This window comes from Fusibacter sp. (assembly GCF_057447755.1).
The window spans coordinates 1-16,680 of the sequence record NZ_JBVBZF010000043.1; the positions used below are offsets into that span (position 1 = coordinate 1).

The 16,680-nt window shown below is 31.2% G+C and carries 18 protein-coding genes; all 18 read left to right on the forward strand.

The annotated features are described in order from the left end of the window. The first annotated feature begins 575 nt into the window (after positions 1-575). Entirely contained in the window at positions 576-1,127 is a 552-nt protein-coding gene (locus AC220I_RS08285) for a class I SAM-dependent methyltransferase (protein ID WP_486723348.1), read from the forward strand. Next, complete coding sequence (locus tag AC220I_RS08290) at positions 1,114-1,671, forward strand: hypothetical protein (RefSeq protein ID WP_486723349.1); 558 nt, start codon at positions 1,114-1,116, stop codon at positions 1,669-1,671. Before AC220I_RS08285 ends, AC220I_RS08290 begins: the two co-directional genes overlap by 14 nt. Positions 1,672-1,695: 24 nt before the next feature. After that, entirely contained in the window at positions 1,696-2,928 is a 1,233-nt protein-coding gene (locus AC220I_RS08295) for a hypothetical protein (protein WP_486723350.1), read from the forward strand. Between the two features lie 571 nt (positions 2,929-3,499). Then, complete coding sequence (locus AC220I_RS08300) at positions 3,500-3,655, forward strand: hypothetical protein (protein ID WP_486723351.1); 156 nt, start codon at positions 3,500-3,502, stop codon at positions 3,653-3,655. Between the two features lie 125 nt (positions 3,656-3,780). Next, a complete protein-coding gene (locus tag AC220I_RS08305; protein ID WP_486723352.1) occupies positions 3,781-4,230 on the forward strand; it encodes a single-stranded DNA-binding protein in 450 nt (149 codons plus the stop codon). Between the two features lie 97 nt (positions 4,231-4,327). Beyond that, the gene (locus tag AC220I_RS08310) at positions 4,328-4,861 is read left to right on the forward strand and encodes a hypothetical protein (RefSeq protein WP_486723353.1); all 534 of its coding nucleotides are present in this window, start codon (positions 4,328-4,330) and stop codon (positions 4,859-4,861) included. A 57-nt stretch (positions 4,862-4,918) separates the two neighbouring features. After that, entirely contained in the window at positions 4,919-7,063 is a 2,145-nt protein-coding gene (locus AC220I_RS08315; protein WP_486723354.1) for a type IV secretory system conjugative DNA transfer family protein, read from the forward strand. Positions 7,064-7,248: 185 nt separating this feature from the next. Further along, complete coding sequence (locus AC220I_RS08320) at positions 7,249-8,484, forward strand: hypothetical protein (RefSeq protein WP_486723355.1); 1,236 nt, start codon at positions 7,249-7,251, stop codon at positions 8,482-8,484. Between the two features lie 3 nt (positions 8,485-8,487). Further along, entirely contained in the window at positions 8,488-9,396 is a 909-nt protein-coding gene (locus tag AC220I_RS08325; protein ID WP_486723356.1) for a hypothetical protein, read from the forward strand. A 23-nt stretch (positions 9,397-9,419) separates the two neighbouring features. After that, a complete protein-coding gene (locus AC220I_RS08330) occupies positions 9,420-10,187 on the forward strand; it encodes a CpaE/TadZ family protein (RefSeq protein WP_486723357.1) in 768 nt (255 codons plus the stop codon). After that, positions 10,172-11,773 carry a P-loop NTPase family protein gene (locus AC220I_RS08335; RefSeq protein WP_486723358.1) on the forward strand — a complete coding sequence of 534 codons (1,602 nt, stop codon included), beginning with the start codon at positions 10,172-10,174 and terminating at the stop codon, positions 11,771-11,773. The genes AC220I_RS08330 and AC220I_RS08335 overlap by 16 nt, the downstream gene beginning before the upstream one ends. A gap of 15 nt (positions 11,774-11,788) precedes the next feature. Beyond that, positions 11,789-12,736 carry a hypothetical protein gene (locus tag AC220I_RS08340; protein WP_486723359.1) on the forward strand — a complete coding sequence of 316 codons (948 nt, stop codon included), beginning with the start codon at positions 11,789-11,791 and terminating at the stop codon, positions 12,734-12,736. 34 nt (positions 12,737-12,770) lie between these two features. Beyond that, positions 12,771-13,838: a hypothetical protein gene (locus AC220I_RS08345; RefSeq protein ID WP_486723360.1), complete on the forward strand. Its 1,068-nt coding sequence runs from the start codon at positions 12,771-12,773 to the stop codon at positions 13,836-13,838. Position 13,839: 1 nt separating this feature from the next. Then, a complete protein-coding gene (locus AC220I_RS08350) occupies positions 13,840-14,220 on the forward strand; it encodes a hypothetical protein (RefSeq protein WP_486723361.1) in 381 nt (126 codons plus the stop codon). A gap of 74 nt (positions 14,221-14,294) precedes the next feature. Continuing rightward, positions 14,295-14,594, forward strand: coding sequence for a hypothetical protein (locus AC220I_RS08355; protein ID WP_486723362.1), 300 nt, complete (start codon positions 14,295-14,297; stop codon positions 14,592-14,594). Between the two features lie 76 nt (positions 14,595-14,670). Next, positions 14,671-15,120: a hypothetical protein gene (locus tag AC220I_RS08360; protein WP_486723363.1), complete on the forward strand. Its 450-nt coding sequence runs from the start codon at positions 14,671-14,673 to the stop codon at positions 15,118-15,120. Then, positions 15,121-15,876, forward strand: a complete 756-nt coding sequence (locus tag AC220I_RS08365; RefSeq protein WP_486723364.1) for a hypothetical protein — start codon at positions 15,121-15,123, stop codon at positions 15,874-15,876. 121 nt (positions 15,877-15,997) lie between these two features. Further along, complete coding sequence (locus AC220I_RS08370; RefSeq protein WP_486723365.1) at positions 15,998-16,621, forward strand: HD-GYP domain-containing protein; 624 nt, start codon at positions 15,998-16,000, stop codon at positions 16,619-16,621. Positions 16,622-16,680 lie beyond the last annotated feature (59 nt).

The following is a 16,680-nucleotide window of genomic DNA, read 5'->3' on the forward strand; positions in this document are numbered from 1 at the left end:
ACAAAAAGCACACGTACCTCGTGTGCTTTTTTATGCGTAGGGGTGAGATTCCCGATTACAACTTGCACCAAACTGTGCAGAACACTTTTCACTTCCGTTCAAAGTATTCTTTCACTTTGGGCAGTTGTGCGGTATCAAAAATTCTTCGCTGTGCTACGAATCAAGCTCAACAAGTTGAGTTTTGAACCGAATCGGGCGGTCAACAGAATCCTTTTCGCAAGCTCAAAGTATTCACTATTTTGTTCACTTTGTTCACAAAATTGTTGACCTAATTCTCACCCCTACGGCGAAACATAAGATCAAAAGATAAGATCAAAAGATAAGATCAAAAGATAAGATCAAAAGATAAAATCAAAAGATAAGATCAAAAGATAAGATCAAAAGATAAGATCAAAAGATAAGAACAAAAGATAAGATCAAAAGATAATAATCTGACCGACCAAATTTAATAAATCTCGTCTGACCGACTACGGTTTAAAACAATAACGGTCTGACCGACCAAACTAAATAAATCTCGTCTGACCGACTACAATAAATTTATTTTTCATTCAAGCATGAATTTGAAGGGGGACTACTTGAAAGCAAAATTCAATCATTTAAGAAATTATTATTCTGATTTCAATCTATATTTTTTAAATCATTTTTATAATGAGTTGAATATCAATATGAATGTTTGTGATATCGGATGTGGTCACTTAAGAAACTTAAGACTTTTTAATTCAATAGGTTTTAAAAATTTGTATGGCGTTGATTGGAACACGCCAAATCCAAATTTTAATATTAATGATTTCTCATTCACTTTTTTTCGAAACGACATTACTAATGGTATACCTTTGCCAGATAATTTTTCAGACATTACTTTATGTAATTATGTACTTATGTTTATAGATGAAATTAACATGTGTTTTGTTTTAAATGAGCTTTATAGAATTACATCTAATTTTCTTATCATTGAAACTTACGAACTTCATTCAAATGCAATTAAAAATCAAAATGGTACAGATTTTAAAAATTTTTCATTTGATTTCATTTGCAATTATCTTTCGAATAATTGCGGTATGAAAATCATTTTAAGAAAATATCCTCACAAAATTATTTTAAAGAAGGTGAATCATGGCAAGGGGTAAATCATCAAAATTTATTAAAGTATTAACATCAAAAGACATATCACTGATCAAACAATTATCACGTACTGGTTTATCTTCCAGAGAACAAATTAAATCACACTTAGGCTTGAATGATGATAGGATTAATAAACTTGCTAACTCTAAATATATCTCAATATCTAAAGAGGTTGTTAATGGAAAAACTCGTGATATTATCAAACTTGAAATTAAGGGGAAAAAATATTCTAAAGAGAATTTAGGGACTCAATTTTTTCCGAAAGTTCAAAACAATCACCTTTACCATGATTTGAAATTGACTGATATGTATTTTTCTTATGATGTTGACGTGAGGGAAACTTGGATTCCAGAAAATCAAATTGTCGCACAACTAAAATTTGATTTTCCAGAGCTTACTTTAGAAACTTGTGTAGATGCAATGATTGTCCAAAATGGAAGTCTAGTTGCTGTTGAATCTGTCGGTAAATCTTATGACGATGAAATAATGGAAATGAAACATGATATTGCATTTAATTATCTTAATTGCGATAGAATGGATACTGCCTAATCTTATTCATGAAAGTGAGGTAACATGAAATACATTATAAGAGACGATATTATTGATCCAATTTCTTATGCTTATGCAGAAATTAAATTCAAGGACATTCTTTTTAAAATATATAATTCTGGTAACTATTGTTTGCTTGAACAATTCAACAAAAATATTAAAAATGCTCGTAGGATTATAGAACAACTTGAAGAATTGAATCTAGTATCTATTAAAATATTCAATGGTAAGTCTAAAGTTATTATGTTGACGCAAACGGCTATGAAATATCTCTTGTTAAGAAACTCAGATACAGAATTTGATAATTTGTCTAAAAATCAGATTAATGTCACTAGAGTAAGTAACGAGCCATCTGACAAAATGCTTTTTTCATCTGCTCTCAAATTTGAAATGATTTGTAGTGAACTATTTGAATCTAAAAATCAATTGATTAATGATTTTTCTGAAAATATGTTGTTGTCGTTTTCTTTATCCAGTAATGCTATTACTAATTTACGCACCCATCTTAATAAACTTAAAGAAAACGAATCAGAACTACTCGATTTTAAAAACAAATTACTCTCTCTATCCAATAGTGTGAATAGTCATGAGGAGCAAAGCCTTTATATTGAATTAATAGACAATAAGCACGTTCAAATTAATAATGCTATTAATTTGCAGCTTGAACAGATTGAACAGACCAAACCTTTAATTGAATCAATAAAACGTGTATCGGAACAACTTAATGTCTACTTTGATAACTCTAAAATTCTTTTTAAGTACAACGGTATTGATAAAATTCTCGATATGTTTATTTTAGATACAGGCAATCATCAAACACCGTGGGCTTACATGAAATATCCTAAAACCTTAGTTGAACTTGGTGTTCTTGTCGATAAAATAAACATTGAAATTGTATCTTATAATCAAATGAGAGCTGAAAGTCTAAAGGATCAATTTTTAAGTTCTATAAAATTGTCTAATGAAGCAGATGCGAAAATGAAAGCATGGGAAATTGAGAGAAGTATTTATAAGGCATTTCGAAAAACATGGAATTTTAAACCTTCTAAAATCAACAGAAAACATGAACCACCAGACACTTATTTGAAAATGGAACGAATCTGGGGGAGATTTAGATTGCTTGATAATATTAATCTGTTCGAAAAAACGTTTTACCTAGAAAAACATCGTAACTACGTAGTTCATGACGATGGAGTAATCAAATCAAAAGATATAGAAACAATAGAAAATCTAAAAAGCATCTTTAAAAATGATTAATGTATGACATGTTCTTTCCTGATCCGGTTCTTCAGGAAAATTAAATGTATGACACTTTTATTTTTCTTTCAAGCCATTTTGGGATGACACTTTTTTCTCGCAGCTCCGCTTGCCAGTTAGAAATTTGTATGTCACTTTGAATATCATAATGCGATTGGCCATAAATTTCACGTATGACATTTTGTTGCTCGATCGCCTGGAGAAAAGGCGGTTTTTGTATGACGTGTTTAACTTTCAGGCATCAAGTAATTTTTTTAAATTTTTAGCTTTGCAAATAATTGAAAATAATTTCTTGACCCCCTACAGCAAGCGATACTGCTTCACTTCATTACACCAAGCGAAGCTAAAGGGTTTTAGCTTTACTCGGTTCATTCCATTGTGCTATATCGTTCAAAATTATTCTAAATACTATACTTCCCCACCCACCGCCCTTTTGAAATGCTTTTATGGGGTTTCGCCCCCCAAACGACGAACACACTTCACAAAGCTAACTCAAATAATCCCGATTAACATCGGGGTTATTTTTTTAAAAGTATTTTATAATGTTAATGTAGAGACTGGGGGTGCTTTTGTGAATGAATATGATGGTTTCCAGTGCGATATAAATTATCGTGATGTTTTGCATGACTTTGCTTCTGGAATTGATATTGACGTAATTTTGAACGTTTATGATATAACATTAGAGCATTTCAATGCTATTCTTAATTTTGCGGAAAGATGGTTTTAGATATATATTTTATTACATATTTTTTTAAATATTATTGTGTATTTTTCTGTTGTTTACTTGTTTTTGATGTTGTTTTATGGTATCATTATATATGTACATATATTATATGAAAGAGAGGATTTTAAATGAATTCGGTAATTTTAATCGGCAGATTAGCTCGTGATCCAGAACTAAGATCTATTGAAGGCAGTGGCATGACTGTTGCTAATTTTACTTTAGCGGTAGACAAGGGACTCACTAGAGAGAAAAAGCAGGAATTTGAATCACAGGGCAAGCCTACGGCTGATTTTATTAGAATTGTCGTTTGGGGAAAGCAAGCAGAAAATTCAGCTAAGTATTTAGCAAAAGGTAAGTTAGTCGCTATTCAAGGATCTATTCAAACGGGTTCTTTTAAAGGCCCAGACGGTGAAACGAAGTATACCACTGAAGTTTTAGCGAATAGAGTTGAATTTTTAGAATGGGGTGAAAATGCCAATGCAAAGCCTAATTCAAATTCTGGAACTACAGCAGATGACTTTAGCTTTGGCAATACCGATTTTTCTAATTTTGAGGACGATGATGACGTACCATTTTAATAAAATGGAGCGTCAGTCTGACGCTTCATTTCTCACTTATCAATTTTGAAGTTTAATGATATACTCAACAGGTCAAAATATATTTAGGAGTGATATCATGAACTATAAAAATATTCGTCTTGAGAACAATTACAAATCATTTTTTTTGAATACTGCGGATAAGTTAGCTGATGTATCGAAAGATTTTTACTCAAATGATGACTTGAAAACTTATAGAAATTTTATGTCGAGAATTTCATTACAAAAACCGATCCTTGATATTAGAATTGCGATTATCTTTTTTTCTTATCTCAAATTTAAAAATGTTGACATTGATAATCTGGAAGAACTTTATAATTTCAAAAATGACGATTTTTCTATTGTTATATTTAACTGCCATCGAAGAAAGCCGTGTAATAAGAAATTAGTTAAGGATAAAAGCGATCTGATTGTACGCTTGAATCATAAATTAATTGAGAGTGTCGATGCTGTTGAATTAGCTTCTTTTATTGGCGTAAAGCCTATTAGAATTTATAGATACAAACAAGGTTCTTTTACAGATATAAGAATAGCATTATCAATTCTTAAATTTTTTCAAATAAAGGGTTATTCAATCAATCTATTTGACCTTATAACCTATGAGTATCATTGACAATTGAACAACATGCTTTTGTGTGGTATCATTTCATATTGGTGAAAGGTGTTTTATATGAGCAAATCAAAATTTAAAAGAATGCTAATTTTGAACGTAGTTTTAATCTTAGTTTTGTCAAATGTTACAGCTTACTTAAGGATGTTAATATTGAATATTTATAATGCTAATTATAATTTAGAAACATTTATAACGGCTGTTCTCCATCTTGATATTTTTTCTCGTTTTCCAAATATTTCTGACATTCTCAATTTTAAAACTTACACGTCTCTTTTTCAAAATAAGGTCATTTCACTTTTGATGTGGGTTTTTATTGTTTATCAGAACATACTTTTTTATCTCAAAAAAGACAAACTCAAAATTAAAGAAGATTTTGAGGAAACAGATAATACTTCTCACGGATCTATGAAATGGCAAACATCCGAGGAATTAGCTGCTAATTATGGCACTGGCGATAAGATTGGATGGTTGTTAGGTTCTGAAATTGAAGAATCGTTTGATTTAAACCGAACATATTTAGTTCAGCCAGAAAATCAAAATATTGTTAATTCAAACGTTAATGTTTTAGGTCCTTCTGGTCAGTGGAAAAGTACAGCTATTGTAATGCCAAATATTTTTCATCTTACAGATTCGCATTTTCAACTTGAATATAAAAGGCAATTTCCTAAAAGTACCTATGTGAAGTCTTGCAAAAGGTTTGATTTTGAAAATCAAGATAGAGAAGCTATTGAATACATGGACGTTTCAAATATGCCACATTTTTTCTTTGGCGATCCTAAAATGGAAAACTATGAATTGACTGCTAATTTTCTCTTAAAGGCATCTTATGATATTTGGATATTTGACTTTTTAACATTTAAACGTGGAGATCAAACAAACCCCCTAGATTACATTGTAGAAGAACAAGATATCGCTAGAGTTGCAAGAAATATGATCCATACTTTAAGAGCTAACGGTGGATCTAAAACAAGTACAGGCAATGAAATTTGGATTAATGGAGCTATTTTATTCGTGCAGTTTGCATTTTCTTATGCGATCCATTATTTAGACCCAGAACTTCATACGATGGAAGGTGTTATAACTGTTTTTAATGACAACAACGTAACAGATCCAGAACTGGCGCCGTTTTTTCATACAAAAAACAATCTACAAGGCATCACGCTTGCACTTTACCAAAGTTGGCTTAAAATTGATGGTTCTTTGAGGGATGGTATTTTAGGCGGTCTTTCTATTGACCTCATGTTTTTTAACTACACCGTTATAAAAAAATTTACTGAGAAATCCACCGTTGATTTTAATGTTATTGGCACTAAATCAAAAAGACCTATTGCTATTTATACGTTCTTTGATCCTAACGATCCAACTTTTTCTCCTATTTTGAATGTTACGATCAACAACATGTTTTCTACACTTTATAAAACCGCTGCTAAACACGAAGGTTCGAAATTGCCAAATAAATTTTATATGATTTTAGATGAAAAATTTTCGCTTGGCGCTATAAATGGTCTTGATCAAAAACTTTCTAATATGAGATCTTTTAATATTAAGCTCATGCTAATCTGGCAAGATTTGTCACAGCCTGTAACACTTTATGGAGAAGAAAGAAAAGAATCTATATTTGCTAATTCAAATACCTTTATCATTTTGGGTGCAGCTAAAGAAGATGCAGAATATGTTGAAGATTTACTCGGTAGAAAAACTATTAAAATCAATTCGGGTAGTAAGGATAAACACACCAAGAACGGCGAGAGCAAAACGATTAGTGAGTCGTTTAAGGAAAGAAAGGTCATGTATTCAGAAGAAGTTAAATCAAAACCTGTTGAAGATATGATCATTGATCAGCTTAATAGACGTCCAGCACTTATTAAAAAAGTTCAATATGAATATTGGAAATCATTAATTGTGCCTAGAGCTGATGTTAATGAGATCAAACTTTTATTTGATGAAGGAGTTGATCTTCGACTACAACGCAAAACTACAATTATAGATGATGAAGTCAATGTTGAAACGACTTCTAATATTGAACCCGATAATTTAAAAATTGAAATTAAGCAAGATATTGAGATTAAACCTACCATTGAACCTTCATGGTTCGATACGTTAGGTACAAGTACACCTTCTAGTGAAAATATTGACTTATCTAAAAAACAAGATATTAAACTAGACAATCAGCCAACACCCACGTGGTTTGATTCTTATTAAGGTCAAAAAATGGAGAAAAACCTCTCGCAAAGGTTTTCTCCTAAAATCTCACATTAACAATTCAATAAACACACATTTTCATGTATGCCACATTATGTGACGTATTAAGTTGCGTGCTTATATTATGTCATACTCATTATAATCAATTTTGAATATTTTATCAAGTAAAGAAAAGTAGGTGTTATATGTTTGATGTTCTTGTCCTAACCATTTTAGAAAATGAATCTCATTGGAATACTATTCAAGATTTTCCTCTTAACATGATTTTGGCTAAAAACATATCAACTTTTAACGAACTTAAAAGTATTGAAAGTTTTGAGGGTTACACTTTTGCGATTGTTGATGAATCTATATTTTTCAAAGAACAAGCTGCCACACATCTTTCTGGCGTTGAAATTCTTTATTTTGATGGAGATTACGCCAAACTTAAGCAAAAGATCGAAAACATCATAACTCTTAAAGAAGCGGAATATAGAGCTGAATTTAAAGCTGAAAAAGAAAAGGTTATCGAGCAAGTTGTTAATCATGATGAACCTATTGAAATTGAAAAACCATCAGATCCGATAATAGAGAATGTTGTTGAAAAAAATGAGCCTGTTTATTTTTCTTTCAAGCAGAAAGGGTTTAAAAGATTTCAGACTAAACTAATATCAGTTGGGGGATTGGGTGGAACTGGAACAACGACTACGGCTTTAACTCTAGCAAGCAAACTTTCAATTATGGGCTATGCTGTAACTTATCTTGAAAATTCATCTATTAATTCTTATGTATATGATTATTTGAATTTTCACAAGTTTTTTAATGATCATGACGCTGTAAAATATGATGCTCTTTCTGACATTGCCACTAATAATGTTATTGATTACGAAAACTGTATTATTTATAAAAATATTAGATTTTTACCAGTGTTCCCTAACACCTTTGTTGAAAGTGACATTTCTAATATTGTTAAACTGATGTTTGATTCTGATTTTATTGTCATTGATTTTGGAACTCGTTTTTTTGATCATGCTTTAAGTGACCTTTTAAACCAATCAATAATTAATTTGCTCGTTATCGACCCAGAGGTCCATAAAATTATTAGATTGACTGACGGTATAAACGATTTGATTAACAGAGGTACTAATTTTGACTATGTATTGAATAAAATGAACGAAAACGCATCTTTACTGCATCTTAAAGAAATTCTAAACACTAACAAATTCACTACTGTTGATTTGATAGATTATGCCAAAATATGCAATAAAAATCCAATACATCACCCAGATGCTTTTGACAATTTCAGCTATGGTTTAGGCGACTTTATTAATCAATTTATTCCAGTTTCTCAAAATGACTCTAAGCGTCAGTCTGACGCTTCAACAAGTCTGATTGATTCTTTTAAAGATAAACTAACTTTTTTAAATAAACTTAAGAGGTAATTTATGAATATTAAAAACATTAGATTAATTACATTTATCAGTATTGCAGCCATTTTTTCATTATTGGCATCTTCTACGTATTACAATAAGGTTAAAATCCCAAAACTTCTTGATAGCAAAACAACCGAACTAAGATTGCTCTATGATCAAACTTCGTGGTCCACTAAAATTGTCATTGTGCCAAAAGTTGAAAGAATACCGGCTTACACAGTGTTTACTACCGAAAACATGAGTGAATATTTCACTGAGGAAATCGTACCTGAAAAATTTCTTACAGGGTTTGAAGTTTCAAACTATTCTGATCTACAAAACAAATTTTCAAGAAACGAACTTTTTTTAAATCAAAGCATCATGAGTTCTTGGTTATCTAGTGAAGATGATAAATTACTTGATTCGGATAGAGAAGTTGAGGTTCGTGTAAGGTACTTAGTTGGTGATACTGTGAAAATTGGTAACTTGGTTGATGTTTCTGTCAATTATGATGATGGTACTGCTGATGTGGTCCTTTCTAAAGTCAAAATCAAGGACGTTAAATCTCCTTACACTGAAATTGTGTCTAATGAAGATGGTTCTACCAGTGTAGTAAATAATTCTAATCCCGCTAATAGAGAAGATGCAAAAGACTTTATTATCATACTTGAACTTGATGACAACGAACGAGAGCTTGCGAGATTAGCGAGTAAATTAGGAATATTAGATACTCAAAAGTATATAGACGAGAGCCAACCGAGTACGCCTATCACTTTTTCTAAAAACGTATTTGAACATAGGGCCTTCGGAGCTGAACTATCGAACGAATTTCCAGAGGTTAATTTCAACGGTGAGGTAGAGAATGTTTCAACGTCAGAAGATAGTCAAGAGTCTGTATCAAACCCCAAGACCAATAATAATAAAATCGAAGCGTCAGACTGACGCTTTTTGAAAGGAGCGATATTATGATCATCACTTTTAAATCACATCGGAGAAGCTTAGGTCAATCCACACTCGCTATTCATGTAGCACAGATGATTGCTCTAAGAGGTCAACAAACTTTGCTTATTGATACGCACGATTCTAACTTTTCTGAAATCAATTATTTCCTTTGTAAATCAGGTTCTATCACTAATGGAATTGATAATTATGTTAATGAGCTTGCTATTAAAAATATCAAATCAAAAAACGATTTTTTAAGATGTGTTCATGAGACAAAAGAAAAGAACCTTTTTATCATGGCAGCGTCAAGTATTACACAACTTGATCAAACTGTAATCGGTAATTTATTGTCAGATGCAAACAAATATTTTGACCATGTTATTGTGGATCTTAATTATCGAAAAGATTTTAGCAACGACTTTTTAAGTGGTAGTGACTATGTGTTTCATATCTTCTCTCAATCTAAAAAGGAGCTTAAGCACTTTGATTACAATTTTGCTGACAAGCTCGTACCAATTTTAAATCGTTTTGATGAAAATATTCATTTTTCTTCTAAGGATCTTATGGATGATTTTAAGTCTCATAAATTCAATTGTAAAGAGATATTCGTGATTCCTTTTTCACAAGACGTTTTAAATGATTCGAACGACCACGCAATTTTATATACACTCAACAAAAATACTGATTCCAATTATGTTAGCGCTTTGAATAATCTTGTTGATTTTCTTCTTGGTGACAAAGCTGTTGTCGTTCAAAATAAAGGATGGTTAAATAAATGGAAAATCAAATAAGCAGAATTAAGGTTGTTTCGGGTGACTTTTCGAATAGCTTTGAAAATGCTGATGTGTTCCGAAAAATTAAAAACATTACCACTGAAAAAGCCAGAGAAGAACTTACATTAATACAAAGTGTAAGAGAAAAGGCTAACTACGATTTAGCGTCAAGAGATTATATATCCTTCTATTATCTTCAAATAATCATGAATATGAGTGATGAACAAAAAGCTGATTATTTATCTCTCATTGATTTTGACACTATCACTAATAACGATCCCCATATCATTTTTGAAATGCTTTTAAAACACAAAGAACTTTCAGAGATTATTGAAGATAATGATCTAAATTATGTGATCACAACGGATGATATTAACAATCTAGCCATTAAGTATGAAAATGAAATTAAATGTCTATTTGAATCATCTGACACCTTAAATAATAAGAAATTTGCATTCATTGCACTACTCTTATATATCTATTCTAACGGTGATGGTGCTATTGACTCTTTAAGATATCAAAACGTATCCGACGTAGGCTTCACGAGTGTCAATTTTATCTATGTGATTATTAATGAAAATTCGTACTATCTAAAATTTCTTACTGTACCATCGTTTGAGGATCTAAAACAAATTGCGCAAAATAACACTAACAATCTTTTCAATATGTCTCTTTCCAGAATTGTAAAAGATAAGCCTAATGGCTCTAGGGTAGTTGTTGTCGGTTATGAAAATGCACCGAGTGGAAACCTTTATTATAACGAGAGAATTTTTAATAACAAGTTTATGTCTCTTGAAAGTTTGGTTGAGAAGAAAACGATTTCTTCTGAAATTAAAGATTTATTATCTTTTCACATGAAAGGTTTAGGAAGGTGTCTTATTACTGGATCAAATTCAAATGTAGGTAAAACAACCTTGATGGTATCTATGATTGATAAAATGGATCGCCGTCATGGGCTTGGTCTTTTAGATTCGAATGATGAAACCAAATTATCTAAACGACTGGAAGATCTAAATGTCATAACGATGCTTGCTGACATCGAGGATGAAGCTGATAAATTACTTGATTTTTTTTACAAACAATCAAGACGTTTTTTATCTATTGGTGAGATTGTAACCCCCACACACGCTGCACAACTTATTTCACTTTCTAAATCTTTAAACTCTGGCGTTATATCCACCACATTTTCAAAATCACCACAGATGGTCGTAAAGAACATGGTTGATAAAATGATCCTTCATAAAAAATATGAAACTAAGGAACAAGCTGTGGATGATTTAATTGAATCCTTAGACCTTATCATTCATCTTGACAGGGATCAGAAAAATCCAAATCGTGTAATATGCACTGGTATTTATGAAATTGTTCGTTCAGAACCTTTAATAATTAGCCTTGATATGTCTCTTGAAGAAATGCAGAAAGTAATATTGATGAATAAACATATGATTGAACCGTATAAGCTCGTTGAGATTGTTAAATATGACAGTTCATTAGATGACTGGAAATTTTTAAATAAACCGTCTGATGAATATGTTTCAAGGATCACCAAATTTAATGAGATTTCTTCTGATTATCCAGTATTTATTGATAGTCTCTTTAATTAAGGAATGGGGTTTTTTATGAAATTTTTACTTTTTTTATTAATTGCATTGTGTTTGCTTTTGGTGATTGATTATTACCGCAGACGACGACTTCAACACAATTACAGAAATGCAATTACAACAGTTGAAAAAAAACTAAAGGGTGCTGAGTTAGTTGAACGTTCCGTAACTTTGAAAAAACTTCAAATTAAAATTAAATATACACTTATGGCGATTAATGCTAATTCTGAAAGCTCAAACGACTTGCTCTCTATGAATATTCTAATTTACCTCATGTATATTCTGCCTGTTTTCTCTTTGTTTGCATTTTTATTGCCTAGCAAATTTTACTATGGCTTTATGTATATCTTTCTATTTGCAAGCATTGTGATGCTGTTGTTTGGCACTATTCAAAATATTGCTAGTACAAGAATGGCAAGACAACTTTCTAAGCTTTATAGATTCACAGTTGAAAAAATCGAATACCACAACAATATCATTACTTTGCTTAACACCATTAAACCAGAGCTTGATAAATTCTTAAGACGTGACATAGACGAACTTATTAATATACTCAAAAGAGATAATGACAATGATGTTTATTACAAAATTAAGGACATTTCAAAAATGTATGAAATTGATCTCTTTACTAGGTATCTTTATCTTTGTGTAGATGCTAGGGAAAAGGGCATTACTAAGGAATTGATTGAGATTTTTGATAGACTGGCACTTAATATTGATATTTCTAAAGAATTTCTGATCAGAAAAAAAGGGCAAGTAAACGCTTTTCTTTCACTTGTGGTTGTCATGAGTATTGTTGGTATTTTTCTAGGGGATTATTTTCTCGATTTCATGAATATTCAACTTGATAACTTATTAGTCGTTGGCGATACTGACAAATTTATTTTAAACGCTGCTGATATAGGTATGTTTGCCACTTGTGTTTATAGTTTCTTTTCTTTGAATAAATTCAAAAAGATTGGGTGATAATATGAATTTTCTTATTTTCCTAGTAGCAGCGATGATCGTTTTTATTTTTCTTTCAAGCGATAAATCAATTGCATTTTTCAGAGGTCGTTTAAAGCACAATAAATCTTTCTCTCTGATGATTCAAAACTTTTTCAAACACCTTTTGATTCCTCATGAAGATTCAAAAAGGTATATCAGAATTTCTAAATCTTTAAGAAATAGCATTTATTCTGTTAAATCTTACTATTTGTTTAAATACATCGTAACGATTGTTGTAATTATCTGTTTTTTTGGATTTCATTTTTTTAAACTTAATATTGTTAGTGATCAAATCTATGAATTTTTGGACTCTGGAAGAACTCTCGAACTTATGGCATCTGGGGAGAGTACAGAAATATTCCTGTTTGATTTTTCTGTGAGACATTTAGATCCTAGTCTTGTTTTAGATCATGATTCATCTGCTCTTGTTAAAGACACTATTAGACAATACGTTTTTCTCAATGATTTAAACATTGATTTTCATTCCATTGATTCTGTTGTTAATAAAATTTATGACATGTGTAATATGTACTTTAATGCTTCTAAAATCAAATGGGTTAATCTTGTTGTGATTGCTATATTAGGTTTCTCATTTGTAGATTTACACGTTGCCTTTTCTAAAATAGGCATTAAGGATAAAAGAGAGTTTGAAATTCTCAAACTCGAACAAACATTTATGCTTCATGGCACACTTAAATCTTCTAATTTCAATACTCTAATTTCTGAATTAATTGATGATTCTCATTATTACAAGGACGAACTTGTTAATATTAAAATCAATGTGTCGAAACTTCAAAAAAATGGTATAGACACGCTTTTGAGTCGTCTGGATGATAATGAAAGACATTTTTTCGAAAAGGTTATACTTGCGTATGACGGTAAAATGGAAAATGTGGTCAGGAGACTTAAAAGTAAATCCATCACAAATTCTATGAGAATTGAAACTAAACAACTTAAAGAAATGGAACTTTTAGGAATACAACAATCACTTTTGTTTGTCATGATCATGGGACTTGTTCTTTTTAAAGTTATGTATCCTTTTTTACAACTTTCTAAAATAAATATGGGGTTAGGTATTTGATATGAGTAAACTTTGGTTTGAAGGATTTTTATTAGGACTTGCGATTGTGCTATGTATGATCATTTTGAGCGTCTTTAAACTTAGTGGCGAGACGTTTTCAATTCTTGAGTCTTATGATAGTAGTTCTGCTGATATAGAATATTCAACCTTGATTAACATTGATAAATCTGACGTTTACGGCAGTGATGTAATAGCGTTTATTAGATTTTTCAAAGATGAAAGTGGGGTGAATGTTACTGTTATTAATACGGGTGGTACTAAGCAATATATCAATACAGATTTTGATTATAGTTCTTTTCCGATTGCTTACAACGACACGTATTCTGTTGTCTATGAGTATACAGGTGATGTACTCAATAAAATTATTTGTACATTGAATTAATAGGAGGATTTAAAATGATAAGTGATTTTTTTAAAAGTGCTTTAGTGTTTGGTTTAGTAGTAGCTTTATGTTTGATGATTCTAGTTCCTCAATTTTCTTTATCCTCTGGGATTGGGCGTGATGCTACGGCAAGCACTGCGAGTTTGAACTCTGTTCTCTCTGGTGATACTGTTAATGGTGATTTAGTATTAGTTAGGATCAACAACGCTGTAAGCGGTGGCTATACCGTGACTGTTCAAGATCCATCTGGAAATACTGTTGCTTCTCCAACTGCTTATATAACGTCAAGTGGGCTTTATACTGAAACGTCTACTAAAGATGTTCATGGTAAGGTTATAAGTTATGTTTACAGAAAAACAGATCAATCAAAATAAGTTGCTTTTGCGTCTGTTTTATGGTATAATAGATTAAATAGTTAAGCGTCAGACTGACGCTTCAAAGGAGAATTACATGTTTGCTAATTATTTGCTTATCGTTATTGATTTTTTTAAAGATTTTGTATTAGCCATTATCTTATTTCTGGCGATAACTAACTTTTTGATGTATCAGCATGAAGAAAATATTATAAATCAATATGGCGAATTATTTAGTAATACTGGAATTGTCGATACGCACCTATTTAACAATCTTGAAGCTGAAATGTCTAAGTATAGAAATCTTAAAGTAAATTTAAGGCTTGATGATGAAATTGAAAGTGGCTATTATGATTCTTATTTTGACAATTCACAAATTTTAGATAAACCACTCGATATAGGCGATTTTGTCTATATCGAGGTGGTTGATCAAGATGTTTCTATGTATCGCAAGGTAACTAATATGTTTAATGGTGATATGTCTGTTCTCCTTAAAAGAACCGTTCATCAATTAACTGTCCCTATATGTAAGAATTATGGTGATTAAATGATTGCTAAATTTTACAAAACCATCGTAAAGACTTTTGTACTGCTAACAGTGTTTGTGCTAGCATTTAATTATTTTTCAACATCTACACTCAAAAGGAGTGTTGAGATTAAAACGAAATTTAGTGCAAAAGTTCTTAAATCAAATATATCTATTAACTCGGCAAATGTTGAAAATATTTCTGAGGGATACTTAAGAGAATCAAATGAAATTATCGTAGATCATAATAATCTCGTTAAAGACTTTTTCTATGTTATGGATAGTCAATTTAATAATTTTGATAGAGAAAGTATTTCAGCTCTGTTGCTTGTTTATTTTGATAAATACTATGTCTACGATCCAGTATTAGGGCAATGGCTACCGCCGTTTTTCTTTACAATTAGTTCAAACGGAAATTTATTCTATGTTAATACGCAAGATGAACAAATATACAGATATGATTCAAGTGGAAATAAGCTGTATTTTACTATCGCCGATATCGGTCTTTCTAGCGAAGATAAAGACAGCCTTATCATAGATAAAATTAACGACTCTATACTCAAATTTACATCAAAAGATAATCTGGGTAATTCGTTTGGGGTTAAAATACGAAACCCCAATGAAACTGACCCAGACGAAATTTTTAAATATCAATACTTCAATGTTCTCGACAATGTAACTTTTTTCGTAGTTTACAAAGAAAATAAGACATTTGGCATCTTAGGTAAAAATCATATATACAACACCCATGTAATTACTGGTTATACAATAAACTGATGGAGCGTCAGACTGACGCTTCATCATGTATGACATTATTTGATGGCTGCAGAGCTGATCAGGAATTTTGATGTATGACACATTAAGCGTCAGACTGACGCTTTTTGAAAGGAGATCTCACATGAATTACAAAATCGCAGAATTACATAAGTTGACGCAACATTTAATAAGAACTCAATCTTATGCGGAACTTTTAGCTCGTGATCTAGGATTGAATGAAGATGATATTATGAAAGTCGGTATCGCTGCATTCTTCCACGACTTTGGAAAACTATTACTTAACCCAGATATTTTAAATGCTGAAAGAACTTTGTCACAAGTTGAATTTGAACACATTAAAGAACATGTATGTTTATCAAATGACATAGCCAATATGTTACAGATTCCAGATGAAATCAAATCAATAATGTTCCAACACCATGAGGATTACAACGGCAAGGGATATCCACTTTCTTTAAAAGGAAATGAGATATGCTTAGAAGCTCGTATTTTGAGGGTGGTTGATTTTTTCGATTCTCTCAATAGCGATAGGCCTTATCGAAGTAAACTTCCTGTTGTCGAAGCACTAGAGCAGATGGATGATAATATTGGTAAGTTGGATCAAAATGTTTTTAATGTTTTTAGTGCAGTGACAATCAACCGAATTGAAAATTTTGAAGTTTCTAAATGCAAACCTAAAAAAACACAGAATAACGTTGATTATTCATTTTTACCGAAGGGGGTTTCTAAACATGAAATTAACTAAAATCTTAACAACTGGAATATTAACATTTACACTTTTTTCATCATTAAATTTTGCAACAA

Excerpts from the sequence above, each read along its gene's own strand:
- AC220I_RS08290 (WP_486723349.1), top strand. The coding sequence starts at position 1,114 with ATGGCAAGGGGTAAATCATCAAAATTTATTAAAGTATTAACATCAAAA.
- AC220I_RS08295 (WP_486723350.1), top strand. The coding sequence starts at position 1,696 with ATGAAATACATTATAAGAGACGATATTATTGATCCAATTTCTTATGCT.
- AC220I_RS08305 (WP_486723352.1), top strand. The coding sequence starts at position 3,781 with ATGAATTCGGTAATTTTAATCGGCAGATTAGCTCGTGATCCAGAACTA.
- AC220I_RS08310 (WP_486723353.1), top strand. The coding sequence starts at position 4,328 with ATGAACTATAAAAATATTCGTCTTGAGAACAATTACAAATCATTTTTT.
- AC220I_RS08315 (WP_486723354.1), top strand. The coding sequence starts at position 4,919 with ATGAGCAAATCAAAATTTAAAAGAATGCTAATTTTGAACGTAGTTTTA.
- AC220I_RS08320 (WP_486723355.1), top strand. The coding sequence starts at position 7,249 with ATGTTTGATGTTCTTGTCCTAACCATTTTAGAAAATGAATCTCATTGG.
- AC220I_RS08325 (WP_486723356.1), top strand. The coding sequence starts at position 8,488 with ATGAATATTAAAAACATTAGATTAATTACATTTATCAGTATTGCAGCC.
- AC220I_RS08330 (WP_486723357.1), top strand. The coding sequence starts at position 9,420 with ATGATCATCACTTTTAAATCACATCGGAGAAGCTTAGGTCAATCCACA.
- AC220I_RS08335 (WP_486723358.1), top strand. The coding sequence starts at position 10,172 with ATGGAAAATCAAATAAGCAGAATTAAGGTTGTTTCGGGTGACTTTTCG.
- AC220I_RS08340 (WP_486723359.1), top strand. The coding sequence starts at position 11,789 with ATGAAATTTTTACTTTTTTTATTAATTGCATTGTGTTTGCTTTTGGTG.
- AC220I_RS08345 (WP_486723360.1), top strand. The coding sequence starts at position 12,771 with ATGATCGTTTTTATTTTTCTTTCAAGCGATAAATCAATTGCATTTTTC.
- AC220I_RS08350 (WP_486723361.1), top strand. The coding sequence starts at position 13,840 with ATGAGTAAACTTTGGTTTGAAGGATTTTTATTAGGACTTGCGATTGTG.
- AC220I_RS08355 (WP_486723362.1), top strand. The coding sequence starts at position 14,295 with ATGATTCTAGTTCCTCAATTTTCTTTATCCTCTGGGATTGGGCGTGAT.
- AC220I_RS08360 (WP_486723363.1), top strand. The coding sequence starts at position 14,671 with ATGTTTGCTAATTATTTGCTTATCGTTATTGATTTTTTTAAAGATTTT.
- AC220I_RS08365 (WP_486723364.1), top strand. The coding sequence starts at position 15,121 with ATGATTGCTAAATTTTACAAAACCATCGTAAAGACTTTTGTACTGCTA.
- AC220I_RS08370 (WP_486723365.1), top strand. The coding sequence starts at position 15,998 with ATGAATTACAAAATCGCAGAATTACATAAGTTGACGCAACATTTAATA.